At 68.2% G+C, this 18,578-nt stretch carries 19 protein-coding genes; 14 read left to right on the top strand and 5 right to left on the bottom strand.

Annotated elements, in window-relative coordinates:
* On the top strand, positions 1-714 hold a 714-nt coding region (proB, locus tag Q0632_RS02180; protein ID WP_298923871.1), incomplete at its 5' end, for a glutamate 5-kinase.
* Here the strand turns inward: proB and Q0632_RS02175 are convergent.
* Entirely contained in the window at positions 711-1,217 is a 507-nt protein-coding gene (locus tag Q0632_RS02175; protein WP_298923869.1) for a CNP1-like family protein, read from the bottom strand. The genes proB and Q0632_RS02175 overlap by 4 nt on opposite strands.
* Positions 1,207-1,854: an RNA pyrophosphohydrolase gene (locus Q0632_RS02170; RefSeq protein WP_298923867.1), complete on the bottom strand. Its 648-nt coding sequence runs from the start codon at positions 1,852-1,854 to the stop codon at positions 1,207-1,209. Before Q0632_RS02170 ends, Q0632_RS02175 begins: the two co-directional genes overlap by 11 nt.
* Positions 1,855-1,944: 90 nt before the next feature.
* Between Q0632_RS02170 and Q0632_RS02165 the strand changes: the two genes are divergently transcribed.
* The 13 genes from Q0632_RS02165 to Q0632_RS02105 all read left to right on the top strand — a co-directional run bounded on the left by Q0632_RS02165 (position 1,945) and on the right by Q0632_RS02105 (position 16,096).
* Positions 1,945-3,690 carry a proline--tRNA ligase gene (locus tag Q0632_RS02165; RefSeq protein ID WP_298923865.1) on the top strand — a complete coding sequence of 582 codons (1,746 nt, stop codon included), beginning with the start codon at positions 1,945-1,947 and terminating at the stop codon, positions 3,688-3,690.
* Positions 3,691-3,734: 44 nt separating this feature from the next.
* Positions 3,735-4,370: a lytic transglycosylase domain-containing protein gene (locus tag Q0632_RS02160; protein ID WP_298923863.1), complete on the top strand. Its 636-nt coding sequence runs from the start codon at positions 3,735-3,737 to the stop codon at positions 4,368-4,370.
* 202 nt (positions 4,371-4,572) lie between these two features.
* Positions 4,573-6,117: an ABC transporter substrate-binding protein gene (locus tag Q0632_RS02155; RefSeq protein WP_298923900.1), complete on the top strand. Its 1,545-nt coding sequence runs from the start codon at positions 4,573-4,575 to the stop codon at positions 6,115-6,117.
* A gap of 58 nt (positions 6,118-6,175) precedes the next feature.
* Positions 6,176-7,153: an ABC transporter permease gene (locus tag Q0632_RS02150; protein ID WP_298923861.1), complete on the top strand. Its 978-nt coding sequence runs from the start codon at positions 6,176-6,178 to the stop codon at positions 7,151-7,153.
* Between the two features lie 5 nt (positions 7,154-7,158).
* Positions 7,159-8,088, top strand: coding sequence for an ABC transporter permease (locus Q0632_RS02145; protein WP_298923859.1), 930 nt, complete (start codon positions 7,159-7,161; stop codon positions 8,086-8,088).
* A gap of 4 nt (positions 8,089-8,092) precedes the next feature.
* Positions 8,093-9,058, top strand: coding sequence for an ABC transporter ATP-binding protein (locus Q0632_RS02140; RefSeq protein ID WP_298923857.1), 966 nt, complete (start codon positions 8,093-8,095; stop codon positions 9,056-9,058).
* A 3-nt stretch (positions 9,059-9,061) separates the two neighbouring features.
* Complete coding sequence (locus Q0632_RS02135) at positions 9,062-10,084, top strand: ABC transporter ATP-binding protein (protein WP_298923855.1); 1,023 nt, start codon at positions 9,062-9,064, stop codon at positions 10,082-10,084.
* Positions 10,081-10,971 (top strand): N-formylglutamate amidohydrolase, encoded by an 891-nt coding sequence (locus Q0632_RS02130; RefSeq protein ID WP_298923853.1) that lies wholly within the window; start codon positions 10,081-10,083, stop codon positions 10,969-10,971. The genes Q0632_RS02135 and Q0632_RS02130 overlap by 4 nt, the downstream gene beginning before the upstream one ends.
* Positions 10,968-12,170: a M20 aminoacylase family protein gene (locus Q0632_RS02125; protein ID WP_298923851.1), complete on the top strand. Its 1,203-nt coding sequence runs from the start codon at positions 10,968-10,970 to the stop codon at positions 12,168-12,170. The genes Q0632_RS02130 and Q0632_RS02125 overlap by 4 nt, the downstream gene beginning before the upstream one ends.
* Positions 12,171-12,373: 203 nt before the next feature.
* Positions 12,374-13,036, top strand: a complete 663-nt coding sequence (locus Q0632_RS02120) for a DUF3348 family protein (RefSeq protein WP_298923849.1) — start codon at positions 12,374-12,376, stop codon at positions 13,034-13,036.
* Complete coding sequence (locus Q0632_RS02115; RefSeq protein WP_298923847.1) at positions 13,033-15,060, top strand: hypothetical protein; 2,028 nt, start codon at positions 13,033-13,035, stop codon at positions 15,058-15,060. The genes Q0632_RS02120 and Q0632_RS02115 overlap by 4 nt, the downstream gene beginning before the upstream one ends.
* Positions 15,057-15,719 carry an OmpA family protein gene (locus Q0632_RS02110; RefSeq protein ID WP_298923845.1) on the top strand — a complete coding sequence of 221 codons (663 nt, stop codon included), beginning with the start codon at positions 15,057-15,059 and terminating at the stop codon, positions 15,717-15,719. Before Q0632_RS02115 ends, Q0632_RS02110 begins: the two co-directional genes overlap by 4 nt.
* On the top strand, positions 15,716-16,096 hold the full coding sequence (locus tag Q0632_RS02105; protein ID WP_298923843.1) for a DUF2894 domain-containing protein: 381 nt from the start codon (positions 15,716-15,718) through the stop codon (positions 16,094-16,096). Before Q0632_RS02110 ends, Q0632_RS02105 begins: the two co-directional genes overlap by 4 nt.
* A gap of 149 nt (positions 16,097-16,245) precedes the next feature.
* Here Q0632_RS02105 and grxD read toward each other — a convergent pair whose 3' ends face one another.
* Genes grxD through prfA form a run of 3 tightly spaced genes read right to left on the bottom strand, consistent with a single transcriptional unit; the run spans position 16,246 to position 18,533 of the window.
* A complete protein-coding gene (gene grxD, locus Q0632_RS02100) occupies positions 16,246-16,572 on the bottom strand; it encodes a Grx4 family monothiol glutaredoxin (RefSeq protein WP_298923841.1) in 327 nt (108 codons plus the stop codon).
* A 45-nt stretch (positions 16,573-16,617) separates the two neighbouring features.
* Entirely contained in the window at positions 16,618-17,445 is an 828-nt protein-coding gene (prmC, locus tag Q0632_RS02095; protein ID WP_298923839.1) for a peptide chain release factor N(5)-glutamine methyltransferase, read from the bottom strand.
* Positions 17,442-18,533 (bottom strand): peptide chain release factor 1, encoded by a 1,092-nt coding sequence (prfA, locus tag Q0632_RS02090; RefSeq protein ID WP_298923837.1) that lies wholly within the window; start codon positions 18,531-18,533, stop codon positions 17,442-17,444. Before prfA ends, prmC begins: the two co-directional genes overlap by 4 nt.
* Positions 18,534-18,578: the final 45 nt, after the last annotated feature.

Below are 18,578 nucleotides of genomic sequence, written 5' to 3'. Positions count from 1 at the left end.
ATCAACGAAAACGACACCGTCGTCAACGACGAGATCAAGTTCGGCGACAACGACACCCTGGGCGCCCTGGTGGCCAATCTGGTGGAAGCCGATGCCCTGGTCATCCTGACCGACCAGAAGGGCCTGTACAGCGCGGACCCGCGCAAGGACCCCGGCGCCACCTTCGTGCACGAGGCCCGCGCCGGCGACCCGGCGCTCGAAGCCATGGCCGGTGGCGCCGGTTCCAGCCTGGGCCGCGGCGGCATGATCACCAAGATCCTGGCGGCCAAGCGCGCGGCAGGTTCAGGCGCGTCGACGGTGATCGCCTGGGGACGCGAGCCTGATGCACTGCTGCGCCTGACACGCGGCGAGGCCATCGGCACGCTGCTGGTGGCGGCTACGCACAAGAACCAGGCGCGCAAGCAGTGGATCGCCGACCATCTGCAGCTGCGCGGCGCGGTCTCGGTCGACGAGGGCGCCGTGGCCAAGGTCCAGGGCGAGGGCAAGAGCCTGCTGCCGATCGGCATGACGGCGGTGGAGGGTGAGTTTTCGCGTGGCGACGTGATCGCCATCCGCGATGCGGCCGGCAGCGAGATCGCGCGTGGCCTGGCCAACTACTCCAGTTCCGAAGCGCGCCTGCTGTGCCGCAAGCCCTCGGTCGAGATCGAGCGGCTGCTGGGCTACGTTGCCGAGCCCGAGATGGTCCACCGCGCGAATCTCGTGGTGACGCGCTAGGGCGCGTCGAAGCGCCGGTCTATCGGCGACTTCAGGTCGCGCACGATCTGCTTGGCCGTACCGTTGGGCCCCTGGCCGACGCAGGCGCCGGTGCGCGCGATCATCAGGCTGTGGCGGGCGATGGATTCGTGCAGCGGTCTCCACTGCGAAGACTCCTGCTTGACCCATCCGCTGTCCGGGTTGTAGCGGGCATAGGTGCGCACCTGGGCCTCGCTGCAGCGGATGCCTTCGTACATGGCATTGACGGCGCCGGTGGCGCTGCGAGCGACCACCACATAGCGCACCACCCGGTCATTGCCCAGCGTGACCGAGGCCGGGTCCACGCCAAAGCGCAGGCTGGAGCCGGGCAGGTTGTCCAGCTCGATCAATCCCTTGGTGGTCACGGCCGGCGGCGGTGGCGCCTCCGCCTCGCGCCAGTCCGGGTCGGGCGTGCTCAAGCTGAACTGGGCCAGGGCCGCACCCGCCCACAAGGCGAGCGCGGCGGCAGCGAAACTAGGACGCATGCTTGCTTTCCTGGAAGTCGGCGTTGAGGCCGACCTGCGGGTCGGGCTCGAAGGTCGCGCCCGGCGGCAACTCGAAGCCGGCGCCGTGCATGGGGTCGATGAAGCCCTCGCCTTCGTGGTCGCGCGCGCGCATGCCGCTGCGCAGGTAGCGGTTGCGATGGTCGTGGCGTGGCAGGAAGCGCGCCAGCTCGGTCAGCGCCATCTCATAGACACCGCGCTTGAACTCCACCACCGCGTCCAGCGGCACCCAATAGTCGTTCCAGCGCCAAGCGTCGAACTCCGGATGGTTGGTGGCGCGCAGGTTCAGATCCCAGTCCTGTCCGGTCAGTTGCAACAGGTACCAGATCTGCTTCTGGCCTTTGTAGTGACCACGCGCATCGCGGCGTATATACCGGTCAGGCACCTCGTAGCGCAACCAGTCTCGGGTGCGGGCAATGATGCGCACATGCTCGGGCTGCAGGCCCACTTCCTCATGCAGTTCCCGGAACATGGCTTGTTCCGGTGTCTCGCCGCGGTCGATGCCGCCCTGAGGAAACTGCCAGCTGTGCGTGCGGATGCGCTTGCCCCAGAACACCTGGTTTTTCTGGTTGAGCAGGATGATGCCGACGTTGGGCCGAAAGCCGTCCCGGTCGAGCATAATCAAACCTCAATTCTTTAACTGAGTTCATTATGCACGCCGGTGCGCGCGCAGCAAGGCTCTCGGTTCCACCCCAGACAGTCCCCGCCGATGAAAGCATCCCAGTTCTTCATTTCCACCCTGAAGGAAGCGCCCGCCGACGCTGAAGTCGTGAGCCACCAGCTCATGATGCGCGCGGGCATGGTCAAGAAGCTGGGCGCCGGCATCTACAGCTACATGCCCATGGGCCTGCGCGTGGTGCGCAAGGTCGAGGCCATCGTGCGCCAGGAGATGAACCGCGCCGGCGCGGTGGAGTTGCTGATGCCGGTGGTGCAGCCGGCCGAGTTCTGGCAGGAGACAGGCCGCTGGGACAAGATGGGCCCGGAGCTGATGCGCGTGAAAGACCGGCACGACCGCGACTTCATCATCCAGCCCACCAGCGAGGAGGTGGTGACCGACATCGCCCGCCAGGAGCTGCGCAGCTACAAGCAGCTGCCGAAAAACTTCTACCATGTCCAGACCAAGTTCCGTGATGAACGGCGGCCGCGTTTCGGCGTGATGCGCAGCCGCGAATTCATCATGAAGGACGCCTACAGCTTCGACCGCGACGTCGCTGCGGCCAAGGCCAGCTACCAGGTCATGGCGGGCGCCTACCGCGCCATCTTCGACCGCTTCGGCCTGCGCTACCGCGCCGTTGCCGCCGACAGCGGCGCCATCGGCGGCGACCTGTCCGAGGAATTCCAGGTGATCGCCGCCACTGGCGAGGACGCCATCGTCTACTGCCCGGACAGCGACTACGCCGCCAACATGGAAAAGGCCGAGGCCCTGGCGCCGCTTGGGCCCCGTCCCGCTGCCGCCCAGGCCATGGACAAGACCCCGACCCCGGGCAAGAGCACCTGCGCTGACGTCGCCGAGCTGCTCAAGCTGCCGCTGCAGCAGACGGTCAAGTCCCTGGTGCTGGCCACCGATGAACTCAACGAGCGTGGTGAAGTGGCCAAGACCCAGGTCTGGCTGCTGCTGCTGCGCGGCGACCACGACATGAACGAGATCAAGGCCGCCAAGGTGCCGGGCCTGGACGTGGGCTTTCGCTTCGCCACCGTGGGCGAGATCGTCGAGCACTTCGGCACCAAGCCCGGCTACCTGGGCCCGATTGGCCTGAAGCAGCCGGTCAAGATCGTCGCCGACCGCGAGGTCGCGCTGATGGCCGACTGGGTCTGTGGCGCCAACGAGGAAGACTTCCACATCACCGGCGTCAACTGGGGGCGCGACCTGCCCGAGCCCGATGCGGTGGCCGATCTGCGCAACATCGTCGAGGGCGACAAGTCGCCCGACGGCAAGGGTGTGCTGGCGATCGAGCGCGGCATCGAGGTCGGCCATGTGTTCTACCTGGGTACCAAGTACAGCAAGTCCATGAACGCGACCTTCCTGGACGAAACCGGCAAGCCGCAGTTCCTGGAAATGGGCTGCTACGGCATCGGCATCACCCGCCTGCCTGCTGCCGCCATCGAGCAGAACCACGACGAGCGCGGCATCATCTGGCCCGACGCCATCGCCCCCTTCACCGTGGTGGTCTGCCCGATCGGCATGGACCGCAGCGCCGAGGTCAAGGCGGCGGCCGAGAAGTTGCACGCCGAACTCCTGGCTGCTGGCGTCGACGTGCTGCTGGACGACCGCGGCGAGCGCCCCGGTGCCATGTTCGCCGACTGGGAACTGATCGGCGTGCCGCACCGTGTGGTGATCTCCGACCGCGGCCTCAAGGAAGGCCAACTGGAGTACCAGCACCGCCGCGACACGGCTGCCACCAAGGTGCCGGCTGCGGAGGTCTTCGCTTTCGTCCAGGGCCGCCTGGCGCCGTGATTTCCAGAAGAAAGTGCCTCCAGGCCGCGCCAATCGGCCTTGGGATGCTCTCTTTTCTGGAGCAAGCTAAGGCCGGCGCACAGGTCGAGGAGCCGCTGGCCGACGCCGTGCGCAATGCGCTCAGCCGCGCCGTCGGCAGTTCCGCACCGCCTGTGCCCGAGTTCTCGGACACTGAGTCGAGGTTGGCCTACCTGCGCTGGCTGGGCGTGATGAGCGGGCGCCTGAACAAGCGCAAGACCGAGTGGCTGGAGCGCAAGGAATTCCTGCAGACCGTCTGGTACGAGAGCCGGCGCGCCGGCCTGGACACCGGCCTGGTGCTGGGCCTGATCCAGGTGGAGAGCAACTTCCGCAAGTTCGCTGTCAGCCCGGTGGGCGCGCGCGGCTACATGCAGGTGATGCCGTTCTGGACACGGGTGATCGGCGACGGCGACGCCAGCAAGCTGTTCCATATGCAGACCAACCTGCGCTTTGGCTGCGTCATCCTGCGCCACTACGTCGAGCGCGAGCGCGGTGACCTGTTCATGGCGCTGGGCCGCTACAACGGCAGCCGCGGCAGGCCGCAATACCCGGACGCGGTGTTTGCTGCCGGCAAAAACTGGGATTTCCGCGACCCGCCGCCGGCACCAGCACGGGTCGACCCCAGCAGGTCCGCCGACAAGGCGCCCTCCGGTCCGAACTGAGCGGGCGCGCGCAGAGCGCACCAAGCGGGTTAGCACGGTGTCGCGGCCACCGATTCGGAGGCTATGCTGCGGCGGTGCATCTGCATGGCGGGCGCGCATATTGCTAGGTATCAAGGTCACCCAACTGTTTTCTGGAGTCACTGGTATGCAAGGAAATCTGATCGACACCCGTCTGCGCCGCTGCGCCTGTGCCCTGGCCGCCATGGCGGCCGTCGCCGGCCCGGCCGGCAATGCCATGGCGCGCGACCTGGTGGTGGCGCTCAAGACCGAACCCTCGTCGATGGACCCGCAGTACCACGCGCTCACGCCCAACATCCAGCTGTCGCAGACCCTGTTCGACCCGCTGGTGTGCGCCGACGCCGAGATGCTGCCCAAGCCCTGCCTGGCCGAATCCTGGACTGCCAGCGGCAACACCTGGACCTTCAAGCTGCGGCCCAACGTCAAGTTCTCCGACGGCTCGCCTTTCACCGCGGCCGATGTGCTGTTCACTTTCGATCGCGTGGCCAAGGTGCCCAACAGCCCGTCCTCGTTCAAGATCTACATGCAGGAGATCACCAAGGTGGAAGCGGTCAATCCGCTGACGGTGCGCATCACCACGGAAAAGCCTTATCCGCTGCTGCCCACCAATCTCGCCCAGCTGCCCATCATGTCGGCCAAGGCAGCCGCCGGCCCCGCGCCGGAAGGCAAGACCACGACCGAACTGAACGCCGGCACCGGCCTGGTCGGCGCCGGTCCCTACAAGTTCGTGTCCTGGAAGCGCGGCTCCGAGATCATCTTCGAGCGCAACCCGCATTACTGGGGCCCGGCCCCGGCCTGGGACAAGGTGACCTACCGCCCCATCAGCAACCCCGCGGCGCGCGTGGCCGCGCTGCTGGCCGGCGACGTGGACCTGGCCGAGGATCCGCCGACCGACGACCTGGAGCGCCTGAAGAAGGAGCCCAAGCTCAACGTGGTGACCAAGGCCTCCAACCGAATCATCTACGTGGCGCTGGACCAGAACGGCGAGCAGACGCCCGGTATCCAGGGCACGAACGGCAAGAACCCCTTCCTGGACAAGCGGGTGCGCGAGGCCATGTCGCTGGCGGTGGACCGTCCCGCCCTGGTCGACCGCATCATGGGCGGCGTCGCCACGCCGGCCGCACAGCTGCTGCCCTTCCCCATGCTGGGCGCCAGCAAGAACCTGGTGACGCCGGTCAAGGCCGATCCCGAGAAGGCCAAGGCCCTGCTCAAGGCCGCCGGCTATCCCGACGGCTTCACCCTGGTGCTGGGCTCGCCCAATGGCCGCTACATCAACGACAGCAAGGTCGCCCAGACCCTGGCCGCGATGTGGACGCGCATCGGCGTCAAGACCACGGTCGACGCCGCGGCGCCGCCGGTGTTCTTCAAGAACCGCGACAGCTATGCCTACAGCGCTTACCTGGCCGGCTGGGGCACCTCCACTGGCGAGATGTCCAACACGCTCAACTCCCTGCTGGTCACGCCCAACAAGGACAAGGGTGTGGGCACGACCAACCGCAGCCGCTATTCCAACCCCGCCATGGACAAGCTGGTGGACGAATCGGCCGACGTGATGGACGCGGCCAAGCGCGGCGAAGTCCTGGCCAAGGCCAGCGAGATCGCCATGGCCGACTTCGCCATGCTGCCCATCCACTTCGAGCATTCGGTCTGGGCCATGAAGAAGGGCCTGGACTTCACCGGCCGCGCCGACCAGCAGACCATGGTGCAGTACGTGACGGCGCCCAAGTAAGCCAGTGACCGGCCGCGCCTGATCCCCGTCGCGGGGACGCGGCAGCCAAGCCACCGCCATGCTCGCTTACATCATCCGCCGCCTGCTGCAGGCCATCCTGGTCATGGCCGTCATGTCCGGCCTGGTCTTCATCGGCCTGTACGTCGTGGGCGACCCGGTCTCCATGATGGCCAGCCCCGAAGCCAGCGAGATCGACCGGGACGCCATCCGCAAGAACTTCGGGCTGGACCAGCCCCTGTGGCGGCAGTACGCCATCTTCATGGCGCACGCCGTGCAACTGGACTTCGGCAAGAGCTTTCTCACCGGCCAGTCGGCCATGGGCCTGATCCTGGAGCGCATGCCGGCCACGCTGGAGCTGGCCTGCGTTGCCATGCTGTTGGCCGTGCTGCTGGGCGTCCCGCTGGGCATGTGGGCAGGCCTCAAGCCCCAGGCCCTGAGCACCCGCAGCATCATGACGGGCTCGGTGCTGGGCTTCTCGTTGCCCGGCTTCTGGGTCGGCCTGATGCTGATCATGGTGTTTGCCGTCTACCTGGGCTGGTTCCCGGCCAGCGGCCGCGGCAAGTCCGTGCTGGTCGGCCCGCTGGACCTGAGCGTGCTGACGCTGGACGGCTGGAAGCGCCTGATCCTGCCGGCCGTGACCATCGCCATCGCCAAGGCCGCGCTCATCATCCGCGTCACGCGGGCAGCGACGCGCGAGGCCCTGCCCATGGACTACATCAAGTTCGCGCGGGCCAAGGGCCTGTCCTGGAGCCGCATCCTGCGCGTGCACCTGCTCAAGAACATCATGATCCCCATCGTCACCGTCTTTGGCCTGGAGTTCGGCCAGGTCGTGGCCTTCGCCGTGGTCACCGAAACCATCTTCGCCTGGCCGGGCATGGGCAAGCTGCTGCTCGACTCCATCATCACACTGGACCGGCCGGTGGTCGTGGCCTACCTGATCCTCATCGTGTTCTTCCTGGTGATGCTCAACCTCGTGACCGACATCCTGTATTCCGTGCTTGACCCGCGCGTGCGGCTGCAAGCAGCCAAAGCCTGAACCCCATGAGCGCCGTCACCACTCCCGCCGTGCTCGAAGAAGTCATCGCCCTGCCGCCGCCGGAGACGCCCTGGCAGCGCCTGCGCCGCGAGTTCTTTGCCAACAAGCTGGCGGTCGCCGGCCTGGTGCTCCTGTTGCTGGCCGTTGCGGTGGCGGTGCTCGCGCCCTGGATCTCGCCGCAGAACCCCTACGACATCGGCAAGCTCGACATCTTCGACTCCAAGCTGCCGCCGGGCAGCAAGAGCGCGGCCGGCAGCATGACCTACTGGCTGGGCACGGACGGCCAGGCGCGCGACCTGCTCTCGGCCATCTTCTACGGCCTGCGCACCAGCCTGATGGTGGGCGGCTTCTCGGTGGCGGCGGCCCTGGCCATCGGGACCACCGTGGGCCTCGCGGCCGCGTATTTCGGCGGCTGGGTCGATGCCTTGCTGATGCGCATCGCCGACATCCAGCTGTCGTTTCCCGCCATCCTGGTGGCGCTGATCCTGCTGGCCGTCCTGGGCAAGGGCGTGGACAAGGTCATCATCGCCCTGATCATCGTGCAATGGGCCTACTTCGCGCGGGCAGCGCGCGGTGCGGCCCTGGTCGAGCGGGCCAAGGAGTACGTGGAGGCCGCGCAGTGCATGGCCCTGGGCTCGCCCCGCATCCTGTTGCGCCACATGCTGCCCAATTGCATGCCGCCGCTGATCGTCATCGCCACCATCGACCTGGCCCATGCCATCGCGCTGGAGTCCACTCTGTCCTTCCTGGGCGTGGGTGTGCCGGTGACCGAGCCCTCGCTGGGCATGCTGATCGCCAACGGCTTTGAGTTCATGCTCAGCGGCCATTACTGGATTTCGTTTTTCCCCGGCATCGCGCTGGCGCTGGCCATCGTCGGCATCAACCTGGTGGGCGACCACCTGCGCGACATCCTCAATCCCCACAATGCCCACTGACAGCATGAGCGCGCCCGTTCTCGAGGTCCAGGGCCTGCAGACCCACTTCTTCACCCACGGTGGTGTGGTCAAGGCGGTGGACGGGGTGGACCTGCGGGTGGAAGCGGGGCAGATTCTGGGCCTGGTGGGCGAGTCCGGCTCGGGCAAGAGCATCACCGGTTTTTCTGTCATCGGTCTGATCGACGCGCCCGGCCGCGTGGTCGGCGGCAGCATCCGCTACCTGGGCGAGGAACTGGTTGGTGCCGGCGAGCAGCGGCTGCGCCAACTGCGCGGCAAAGAGATCGCCATGGTCTTCCAGGACCCGATGATGACGCTCAACCCCGTGCTGCGTGTCGATACCCAGATGGTGGAAGCGATTCACGCGCACGAGAAGGTCAGCGCGGCCGCGGCCCGGGCCCGTGCGCGCGATGCCCTGGCCATGGTCGGCATCCCTTCGCCGGAGGAACGCCTGCTGGCCTACCCGCACCAGCTGTCCGGCGGCATGCGCCAGCGCGTGGCGATTGCCATCGCCTTGTTGAACAAGCCCAAGCTCATCATCGCGGACGAGCCGACGACGGCGCTGGATGTGACCATCCAGGCGCAGATCCTGTACGAGGTGCAAAAGCTTTGCCGCGAGACCGGCACGGCCATGGTCTGGATCACCCACGACCTGGCCGTGGTCTCGGGCCTGGCCGATCGCATCGCCGTGATGTACGCCGGCCGCATCGTCGAGAGCGGCGCGGCCGCGGACGTGGTGCACCGGCCTTCCCATCCCTATACCCAGGGGCTGATCAATTCCATTCCCACGCGCTCCACGCACGGCTCGCTGTTGCGCCAGATCCCTGGCATGACGCCGTCCTTGCTGCAGCTGCCGCAGGGCTGCGCCTTCCGCCCGCGCTGCGGCTACGCGACGCCGACCTGCTTGACAGTTCCGCAGGCGGTCGAGATGCCGCCGCAAAAAAGCGTGCGCTGCTGGCACGCCCTGGCCTGACCCATGGACGCCTCCACAACTTCCCCTGTCACCACGCCGCTGCTGCAGCTGCGCGGCATTGACAAGCGCTTCGTGCAGCCGGTGGACCTGGCCGGCAAGATCGCCAACCTGCTGGGCGCGAAGAACGCGCCGGCGGTTGTCCATGCGGTGGCCGGCGTCGACCTGGAGATCCGCGCCGGCGAGGTGATCGGCGTGGTCGGCGAGTCGGGCTGCGGCAAGTCCACCCTGGGCCGGGTGATTGCCGGCATCAACCCGCCGACGGCCGGCGAGGTGCGCTACAAGGGCAAGCTGGCGCAGGAGATGACAGCCGCCGAGCGCAAGGCCTATGGCCTGGCCGTGCAGATGATCTTCCAGAACCCGATGGCCTCGCTCAATCCGCGCATGCGGGTGCTGGACATCATCGGTGAGGCGCCTGTGGTTCATGGCATCGTGCCGGCCTCGCAGAAAGAAGACTACGTCGCCGGCCTGATGCGCCAGGTTGGCCTGGACCCGGACTACGGCCAGCGCTATCCGCACCAGTTCTCCGGCGGCCAGCGCCAGCGCATCGGCATCGCGCGTGCCCTGGCGCTCAAGCCGCAGCTGATCGTCTGCGACGAGGCGGTGGCGGCGCTGGACGTGTCCATCCAGGCCCAGGTGCTCAACCTCTTCCTGGAACTGCGCCGCACATTCGAGCTGACCTATCTGTTCATCAGCCACAACCTGGGCGTGGTCGGCCACGTTTCGGACCGCGTGGTCATCATGTACCTGGGCCGCGTGGTCGAGATCGCGCCCACCGAAACCATCTTCAACCGGCCCAATCACCCCTACACCCAGGCCTTGCTGGCGGAGCTGCCTTCGCTGGACACGCAGCGGCGTGACTACAAGCCTATCCAGGGTGAACTGCCGTCGCCGCTGCGCCCGCCCACGGGCTGCGCCTTCCATCCGCGCTGCCCGCACGCCATGCCGCGCTGCAGCGTCGAGATGCCCTTGCTGCGCACCCTGGACACGGGCCACGTCAGCGCCTGCCACCTGAACGACATCGCATGACCACTCCTGTTCTTTCCAGCGTCCCCACGCCCTTTGCCCCGTTCACGCTGCGGCTGCCCGAGGGCCAGGCCGTCCCGCTGGTTTGCGATTCGCCGCACAGCGGCACCTTCTACCCCGATGACTTCCGCTACGCCTTGCCCTTCGAGCAACTGCGCGCCGGCGAAGACACGGACGTCCATGTGCTGTGGGAGTCCCTGCCGTTGGTGGGTGCCACGTTGCTGGCCGCGCAATTTCCCCGCGCCTACATCGATCCCAACCGCGACGTCGAGGACATAGACCCGGCGATGCTGGACGCGCCCTGGCCCTCGCCGCTGAACCCCAGTGAGAAGACGCGCCTTGGCATCGGCCTGATCTGGCGCGACGCCGGTGCGGATGGCCGCACACCGATCTACAAGCGCAAGCTGAGCGTCGCCGAAGTGCTCAAGCGCATCGCCCGCTACCACGCGCCCTACCAGGCGGCCATGCGCGAGCAGATCGAAGCGGCCCACGCGCGCTTTGGTGCGGTTTGGCACCTGAATCTGCATTCCATGCCGGCGAACTCCTATGACGGCCTGCAGATCCGCGGCGAACATCCGCCGCTGGCGGACTTCGTGCTGGGCGACCGCGACGGCACGACGGCCGCGCCCGAATTCACCGCCATGGTGGCCGAGGCATTGCGCAAGCGCGGCTTCAGCGTGGCCATCAACGAGCCTTTCAAAGGCGTGGCGCTGATCGCGCGCCTGGGCCGGCCGGCCGAGCGCCGCCACAGCCTGCAGGTCGAACTGCACCGCGGCCTGTACATGAACGAACAAACCCGGGCGCGCAGCCCGGACTTTCCCGCGCTGCAAAGCGCGCTGGCGGGTGTTTCGGCTGAAATCGCTGCTTACGTGAAGGACCAAGTGCAATGAGCGTCATCGACGAAATCGAACAAAGCCACGTGGCCATGACGGCGATCCGCCGCGACATCCACGCCCACCCGGAGCTCGCCTTCCAGGAGACGCGCACCTCCAACCTGGTGGCCGAGAAGCTGGAGCAATGGGGCCTGGAGGTGCACCGCGGCCTGGGCAAGACCGGTGTGGTCGGTGTGCTGCGTGGAGCCAAGGGGCCGGGCAAGCGCTCGGTCGGCCTGCGCGCCGACATGGACGCCCTGCCCATGCCCGAGAACAACCGCTTCCTGCATGCTTCGACCAACCCGGGCCGCATGCACGGCTGCGGCCACGACGGCCACACGGCCATGCTGCTGGGCGCGGCGCAGTACCTGTCCAGGCACCGTGATTTCGAAGGCACGGTCAACTTCATCTTCCAGCCGGCGGAAGAGGGCGGCAACGCCGGCGCCAAGGCCATGATGGACGACGGCCTGTTTGCCAAATTCCCCTGTGACGAGATCTACGGCATGCACAACATGCCGGGCTTCGCGGTCGGCCAGTTCGCCTTCCGCAAGGGCCCGACCATGGCCTCGAGCAACCGCTTCGACATCACCGTGCGCGGCACCGGCGGCCATGCGGCCCAGCCGCACAAGTCGGTCGACACCATCGTCATCGCTGCCGAGATGGTGGGCGTGTTGCAGACCCTGATCTCGCGCCACAAGAACCCGATCGACATCGCCGTCATCAGCGTCACCCAGATCCACGCCGGCGACGCCTACAACGTGCTGCCCGGCGAGGCCGTCATCCGTGGCACGGTGCGCACCTTCAGCACCGAGGTGCTCGACGAGATCGAAGCGAACATGCGCCGGGTGGCGGAAATGCTGCCCCAGGTGCACGGCGGTACGGGGGAGCTCAAGTTCCACCGTGCCTACCCGCCCCTGGTCAACTGGGACGCGCAGACGGATTTCGCGATGCAGGTGGCGCTCGACACCTTCGGCGCCGACAAGGTGGACGCCAACACGCCCCAGCACGGCGGCGCCGAGGACTTCTCGTTCTACCTGCAGAAGGTGCCGGGGACCTACATGTTCATCGGCAACGGCGGCGGCGAGCACCGCGAGGCCAGTTACCACGGCATGGGGCCGTGCGAGCTGCACAACCCGAACTACGACTTCAACGACGACCTGCTGCCGCTGGGCTCGACCTACTGGGTCAAGCTGGTGAGCGCGTTTTTTGCGCGCTAGGGGCTGAGGCTGGCTGGGGTTGGGCCGGCGTCTGGCGCCGGATCTGCCCCGGGTAAAATACGGGGGTCATGGCGCTGAGGCCGAGGTTTCCCACCTCCATCCGCCGCCACCCGCGCACGCTTGCGCTTTCAGCACGCCGCATCGGCGCGCCGACCCTCTCAACCAGCACTGAAAGCGCCTTGCAGCGCGAAGGATTCGCGTCTTTGCAACTCACCGATGGCCATTCCCGGCTCGCCCGCCTGATAGGCGGCCATCCGCTGCCCGGCGATGAAGAGGCCGGCGGCATGGACTTCGCCGAGCGCATGAGCCTGTGGCTGGGCACCGTCGACGCCATTGCATTGCAGACAGCGCAGCGTGATGCGCAGGCGGTCGGCGCCGCGATGGTCCCACGCGCGCCTGAGGCGGCGGTGTCGCTGGACGGGGAATTCCAGCAGGTCCGCCAGGTTCTGCTGCGGGCCATCGCCCGCGACCCCGCCCAGGATGCCTTCCCCCTGGAGGCGCCGTACGCCTGCTTCCAGCGCCGCCACCTGGAGTTGCAGCGCCAGATGGGGCAGATGGTGGGCGCCCTGCGCCAGCGCGCGCGCGAGCAGATGGGCGCCCACTCGGCGCGGCTGCGCCAGCTTGCGATCCTGGACGCCAGCATGGAGCAGTTGCTGGCCCGGCGCGAACAGGGCCTGCTGGTCGCGGCTGCCACGGCCCTGGAGCGGCAATTCAAGCCGCTGCACAAGGAGGCTGCGCCGGGATGGCTGGCAAGCTTCACCACGCACTGGCAGCAGGCCTTGCAGGCCGAGCTGGACCTGCGCCTCGCGCCTGCGGCCGGCCTGGTCGGGGCCCTGCGCAACGAACACAACACTTCCCCCCCATGAGCAGAACCTCTTTTGTGGCAGCCTTTGCCGCCGGCCTGGCCGCCCTTTTCTGGATCAGCTTTGGTTTCGTCGGCGCCAGCTGGCTGCCCTTGCTGATCACTGCCGCCATCGCCGGCACGTACCTGCTGGGGGCCTGGGAGCTGCAGCAATTGCGTCGCGCCACGCAGGGCCTGCACGTTGCGCTGGCGGGCCTGACCGAAGCGCCCGCCGATCTCGCCAGCTGGCTGGCGCGTGTGCCGGCCAGCCTGCGTGACAGCGTGCGTGCCCGTGTCGAAGGCGGGCGGGGCGCGCTGCCCGGGCCGGCGCTCACGCCCTACCTGGTGGGCTTGCTGGTGATGCTGGGCATGCTGGGCACCTTCCTGGGACTGGTGATCACTTTCCGCGGGGCGGTGTTCGTGCTGGAGGGCTCGTCCGACCTGCAGGCCATCCGCTCGGCGCTGTCCGAACCGATCCGCGGCCTGGGCCTGTCCTTCGGCACCTCGGTGGCCGGCGTGGCCGCATCGGCGATGCTGGGCCTGATGTCCGCGATTGCGCGGCGTGAACGCCTTGCCGTGCTGCGCGAACTGGACCGAAAGACAGGTACCGAACTCAGGCCTTTCTCTCTGGCGCAGCAACGCCAGGCCAGCTTCGATGCGCTGCATGCGCAGTCGCAGGCCCTGCCCACGGTCGTCCAGACGATGGGCGAGATGATGGCCCGCATCGAAGAGCGCAGCCGCCAGCTGGACGAGCGGCTGCTGCAGGGCCAGGCCGAACTGCAACGCGAAGTCACAGCCGCCTACGGCGCGCTGGCCAGCAAGGTGGGCACGGCGCTGCAGTCCAGCCTCGAATCCGGCGCCAAGGCCGCAGGCGAAGCGATCCGCCCGGTGGTCGAGGCCACGATGGCGCAACTGGCGCAGGACGCAGACGCGTTGCGCAAGGAACTGGCGAGCAGCGCGCAGGCGCAGGCCGCTGCGCTGTCGCAGCAGCTGGCCACCACGCTGACGGCGCTGGAAGACAGCCTGGCGCGCCGCCAGGAGAGCATGGCGGCATCCGACGACAAGCGGTTGGCCGCCTGGACCGGCGAGCTCCAGTCCCTGGGCGCGTGCCTGCAGGCGCAGTCCGAGCAGGGCACGGCCGCAGTGCTCGCGCTGGCGCAGCGCGCCGCAAGCGATGCAGCCACGCAGTCCGAACGTGTGTCCACACAGGTTGCTGCACTCACCGGGCGCATGGCCAGCGAAGCAGCTGCGCTGGTGGAGCGTTCGGCGGCCCTGGTGGCCGCGCAGGCCGAAGGCGATGCGCAGCGCGCCCAGCAGCAGGGCGCGCGCATGGACCAGCTGGCGTCGGCCTGGCGCAGCGAACTGCAGGCTCTGCGCGATGACGAAGCACGCCGGGGCGAGGCGGCAGTTGCCAGCCTGGGCGCATTGCAGGAAGCGGTCACGCGTCACCTCGCCCAGCTGGGCGCCGCGCTGGAAGAACCGATGACGCGCCTGATCCACACGGCCAGCGAGGTGCCCCAGGCCGCCGCTGGCGTGATCACCGAGCTGCGCCAGGAAATGGGCCGCCAGACCGAGCGCGAGAACCTGGCGCTGCAGGAGCGCACGCAGCTGGTCGAAGAGCTGCGCAGTCTCATGCAATCGGTGGAACAGGCGGCAGGCGAGCAGCGCGCGGCCAGTGAGGCTTTGTCTGTATCGGCGGCTGCATCGATGGCGGCGGCCGGCGAGAAATTCACCGAGCTGCTGGGCGCCCACGCCGCCGGTGCCGGCGATGCATCGCAGCGCCTGGCGCAGGGCGCGCTCGAGGTGGGCCAGCTTGCCCAGGCCTTCGGGCAGTCAGTGCAGTCCTTCGAGGCCAGCAATGACAAGCTGCTCGGGGGCCTGGACCGCATCGAGGCGTCGCTGGTGCGCGCTACCGAGCGAAGCGACGAGCAGCTGGCGTACTACGTGGCGCAGGCCCGCGAGGTGATCGACCTGAGCATCGCCTCGCAGCAGGGGCTGGTGGAGCAACTGCACCAGTCGCGCGAGCGCGCGCCAAAGGCTGCGGCGTGACGGACGCGGGCGACGACGCTGAGGAAGACGGCGCCGGTGCGCAGGTGCCGGTCTGGGCCGTCTTCGGCGACCTGATGACCGGCGTGCTGGGCGCGTTCGTGCTCATCCTGCTGGCGGTGATGGTGGCGCAGATGGACCTGGCTGCGAACCTGCAGTCCGAGATCGAGCGCCGCCGCATCGAGGAGCAGCGGCGCATGGCGCTGGAGAAGGCGCTGGCGGTGCCGCTGGCATCGGGCCGCGTGACGGTGGCCAACGGCCGCATCGGCATCAGCGGCAGCGTGCTGTTCGCGCCCGGCTCGGACGAACTGCGGCCGGAGGGCCGCCAGATCCTGCGCAGCCTGGTGCATCCGCTGCGCGTCTACCTGGCCGAGCGCAAGGAGGTGCTGATGGTCAGCGGCTTCACCGACGACCGCGGCATGCAGCAGCGCAACCAGCGCTTCGCCGACAACCTGGAGCTGTCCGCGCAACGTGCATTGACGGTCACCCGCGCGCTGATCACCGAAGGCATGCCTTCGGGCCAGGTGTTTTCCGCGGCCTTCGGCGCGGAGCAGCCGGTCGCGAGCAATGCCACGGAAGAAGGGCGGGCGCTGAACCGGCGGGTGGAGATGGCGCCCGTGCCCAGAGCCGCAGCGGCTACCAAGACTGCAGGCCAGCCGTGAGCCTGGCGCGCCCATCCCCGCTGGCACAGCTCAACGCCTACATCCAGCAGGCGCGTGCTGCCAGGGTGGAGCCGCTGCAGCCGGGCGAGGCGGTGGACGCGGAAGAACTGGCCAGCGTGCTGCGCTTCCGCCGCGCCTGGGGCAGCCGCCGCGCGCTGGACCAGGTGGCGCAGGCCGTCGCCCGGCAGCCGGCCAACCCGGGGCCCTTGAACTCGCATGTGCTGGTTCTGCGCACGCTGGCGCAGATGCGTGAGCTATCGCCCGACTACCTGCTGCACTTCCTGGTGCATGTGAAGGGCCTGCAGGCGCTGGAGCGTGCGCTGGAGAAGACGCCGCGCGTGGCGGCCAAAACGGCCAGAGCGCGACGCAAGGCCTGATGCATGCGGTGTGGTGCGCTGCGGCACTGCCGTTTCGCGCCTCATCCTGTTGCAGAGCGCATGCCTGCTGGGTCTGGGCGATGCATCCAGACACTCTGCACAGGCTTGTCCACAGAAACTGGGGACAACTGTGCCCCCGCCGCGGCGCCTCAGGTCGGCTGGCCGCCCAGGACTTCCTGCAGTTCGCCGTTCTGGTACATCTCCATCATGATGTCGGAGCCGCCGACGAACTCGCCCTTGACGTAGAGCTGGGGGATGGTGGGCCAGTTGCTGTATTCCTTGATGCCCTGGCGGATCTCGTCGTCCTCGAGCACGTTGACCGTGGTCACGGCCTTGGGGTCGACACCGCAGGCCTTGAGGATCTGGATGGCGCGGCCGGAAAAGCCGCACTGGGGAAAGCTGGCGTTGCCCTTCATGAAGAGCACGACCTCGCTGTTCTTCACCAGTTGGTCGATGCGTTGCTGGGTGTCACTCATTCAAATCTCCTTGCGGGCCGCAGCCCCCGTACACATTGGGACCGATTATCCCAGTTCAAGCCGGACCCCGCCCGAGCAGCGCTCGATGCCTGCCAGGTCGCGGCGGCTTTGCACCTGGGTGAAACCGGCGGTTTCGAGCAGGGCGCGCACGGCGCTCGCCTGGTCCCAGCCGTGCTCGAGCAACAGCCAGCCGCCGGTCTTGAGCCGCGCCGGGGCCTGCGCGACGATGGCGCGGATGTCATCCAGGCCGTCGGCTCCCGCGGCAAGTGCCGACAGCGGCTCGTGCACCAGGGCGGCCAGGTGCGGGTCGTCCTGGCGCACATAGGGCGGGTTGCTGGCGATGAGGTCGTAGCGGCCGGCCGCGCCCTCCAGCCAGCAGGCCTGACGCAATGCGACGTCCAGGCCCAGGGCCTTCGCGTTCAGGGCCGCCACGGCCAGTGCGTCCGCACTCTGATCGATGGCTTCGACGACGGCATCGGGCCGTGCGTGCAGGAGCGCCAGGGCGATGGCGCCGCTGCCCGTGCCCAGGTCGATGGCGCGCGGCGCCGCACGGCCTTGCAGGACGTCCAGCGCCCATTCCACCAGGGTCTCGGTGTCGGGCCGCGGCACCAGCACGCGCTCGTCCACCTGGAGCTGGAGGCCGAAGAACTCCTTGTGGCCGGCGATGTAAGCCAGGGGCTCGCCACCGGCGCGGCGCAGGCACAGCTGTTCGAAGGCTTGCTGCGCCGCCGGCTCCAAAAGGTCGGTGTCGTGCGCCAGCAGCCAGGCGCGGTCCTGCGGCGAGCGGCCCAGGGCCTGCAGCAGCAACAGCTGTGCGTCCAGCCGCTCCAGCCCGTGGTCGGCGGCCAGCGCCAGCGCCTGCGTCAGGTTCACCTGGGCACCGCCCCGGCTTCCAGCTCTTCCAGCTGCTCGGCCTTGCGCGCCAGCAGCAGGGCCTCGATCACCTCGTCCAGGTCGCCTTCCATCACGAACAGCAGCTTGTACAGCGTGAGGTTGATGCGGTGGTCGGTCAGGCGGCCCTGCGGGAAGTTGTAGGTGCGGATGCGGTCGCTGCGGTCGCCGCTGCCGATCAGGCCCTTGCGGGTGGCGGCCTCCTTGGCGGCACGCTCGCTGCGTTCCTTTTCCTGGATGCGTGCCTGCAGCACCTGCAAGGCCTTGGCCTTGTTGGCGTGCTGGCTGCGGCCGTCCTGGCACTCGGCCACGATGCCGGTGGGCAGGTGCACCACGCGCACCGCCGAATCGGTCTTGTTGATGTGCTGGCCGCCGGCGCCCGAGGCGCGGAAGGTGTCGATGCGCAGGTCGGCCGGATTGAGCGTGACGGCCTGGGCCTCGTCCGGCTCGGGCATGGCGGCCACGGTGCAGGCGCTGGTGTGGATGCGGCCCTGGGCTTCGGTCGCGGGAACGCGCTGCACGCGGTGCCCGCCCGACTCGAACTTGAGCTTGCCGTGGCAGCCATCGCCCACCACCCGCAGCACCACTTCCTTGTAGCCGCCGACCTCGCCCTGGCTTTCGCTGACGATCTCGCAGCGCCAGCCCTGGCGCTCGGCGTAGCGGGTGTACATGCGCAGCAGGTCGCCGGCAAACAGGGCCGACTCGTCGCCGCCGGCGCCGGCGCGGATTTCCAGGAAGGTGTTGCGTACATCGTCCGGGTCCTTGGGCAGCAGCAGCTTCTGCAGGCCGTCTTCCAGGCCGGGCAGTTCGCTCTCAATGGCGGCGATTTCCTCGCGCGCCATCTGCGCCATGTCGGGGTCGTCCAGCATCTCCTGGGCCTGGGCCAGTCCGGCCTCGGCCTGCAGGAAGCGGCTGAAGAGGGCGGCGACCTCGCTGACTTCGGCGTGCTCGCGCGTCAGGGCGCGAAAGCGATCCATGTCGCTGACCACGTCGCTCTGCTGCAGGAAGAAGTCCAGTTCCTGCAGGCGGATGGGGTAGCGCTCGAGTTGCTGGCGGAGGAAGGTTTTCATGGAGGCGAAGGAGTTGTCGTTGCGGGCTTGACCCGCAATCCATGC

Origin of the sequence: uncultured Ramlibacter sp., from assembly GCF_936925435.1 — a bacterium.
Taxonomy (GTDB): domain Bacteria; phylum Pseudomonadota; class Gammaproteobacteria; order Burkholderiales; family Burkholderiaceae_C; genus Ramlibacter.
The sequence above is the reverse complement of the archived record's forward strand: the minus strand, read 5'-3'. Positions and strand labels throughout refer to the sequence as shown.

Coding starts and splice junctions, on each gene's coding strand:
- Q0632_RS02175 (WP_298923869.1), bottom strand. CDS start 1,217: ATGCGTCCTAGTTTCGCTGCCGCCGCGCTCGCCTTGTGGGCGGGTGCG.
- Q0632_RS02170 (WP_298923867.1), bottom strand. CDS start 1,854: ATGCTCGACCGGGACGGCTTTCGGCCCAACGTCGGCATCATCCTGCTC.
- Q0632_RS02165 (WP_298923865.1), top strand. CDS start 1,945: ATGAAAGCATCCCAGTTCTTCATTTCCACCCTGAAGGAAGCGCCCGCC.
- Q0632_RS02160 (WP_298923863.1), top strand. CDS start 3,735: ATGCTCTCTTTTCTGGAGCAAGCTAAGGCCGGCGCACAGGTCGAGGAG.
- Q0632_RS02155 (WP_298923900.1), top strand. CDS start 4,573: ATGGCGGCCGTCGCCGGCCCGGCCGGCAATGCCATGGCGCGCGACCTG.
- Q0632_RS02150 (WP_298923861.1), top strand. CDS start 6,176: ATGCTCGCTTACATCATCCGCCGCCTGCTGCAGGCCATCCTGGTCATG.
- Q0632_RS02145 (WP_298923859.1), top strand. CDS start 7,159: ATGAGCGCCGTCACCACTCCCGCCGTGCTCGAAGAAGTCATCGCCCTG.
- Q0632_RS02140 (WP_298923857.1), top strand. CDS start 8,093: ATGAGCGCGCCCGTTCTCGAGGTCCAGGGCCTGCAGACCCACTTCTTC.
- Q0632_RS02135 (WP_298923855.1), top strand. CDS start 9,062: ATGGACGCCTCCACAACTTCCCCTGTCACCACGCCGCTGCTGCAGCTG.
- Q0632_RS02130 (WP_298923853.1), top strand. CDS start 10,081: ATGACCACTCCTGTTCTTTCCAGCGTCCCCACGCCCTTTGCCCCGTTC.
- Q0632_RS02125 (WP_298923851.1), top strand. CDS start 10,968: ATGAGCGTCATCGACGAAATCGAACAAAGCCACGTGGCCATGACGGCG.
- Q0632_RS02115 (WP_298923847.1), top strand. CDS start 13,033: ATGAGCAGAACCTCTTTTGTGGCAGCCTTTGCCGCCGGCCTGGCCGCC.
- grxD (WP_298923841.1), bottom strand. CDS start 16,572: ATGAGTGACACCCAGCAACGCATCGACCAACTGGTGAAGAACAGCGAG.
- prfA (WP_298923837.1), bottom strand. CDS start 18,533: ATGAAAACCTTCCTCCGCCAGCAACTCGAGCGCTACCCCATCCGCCTG.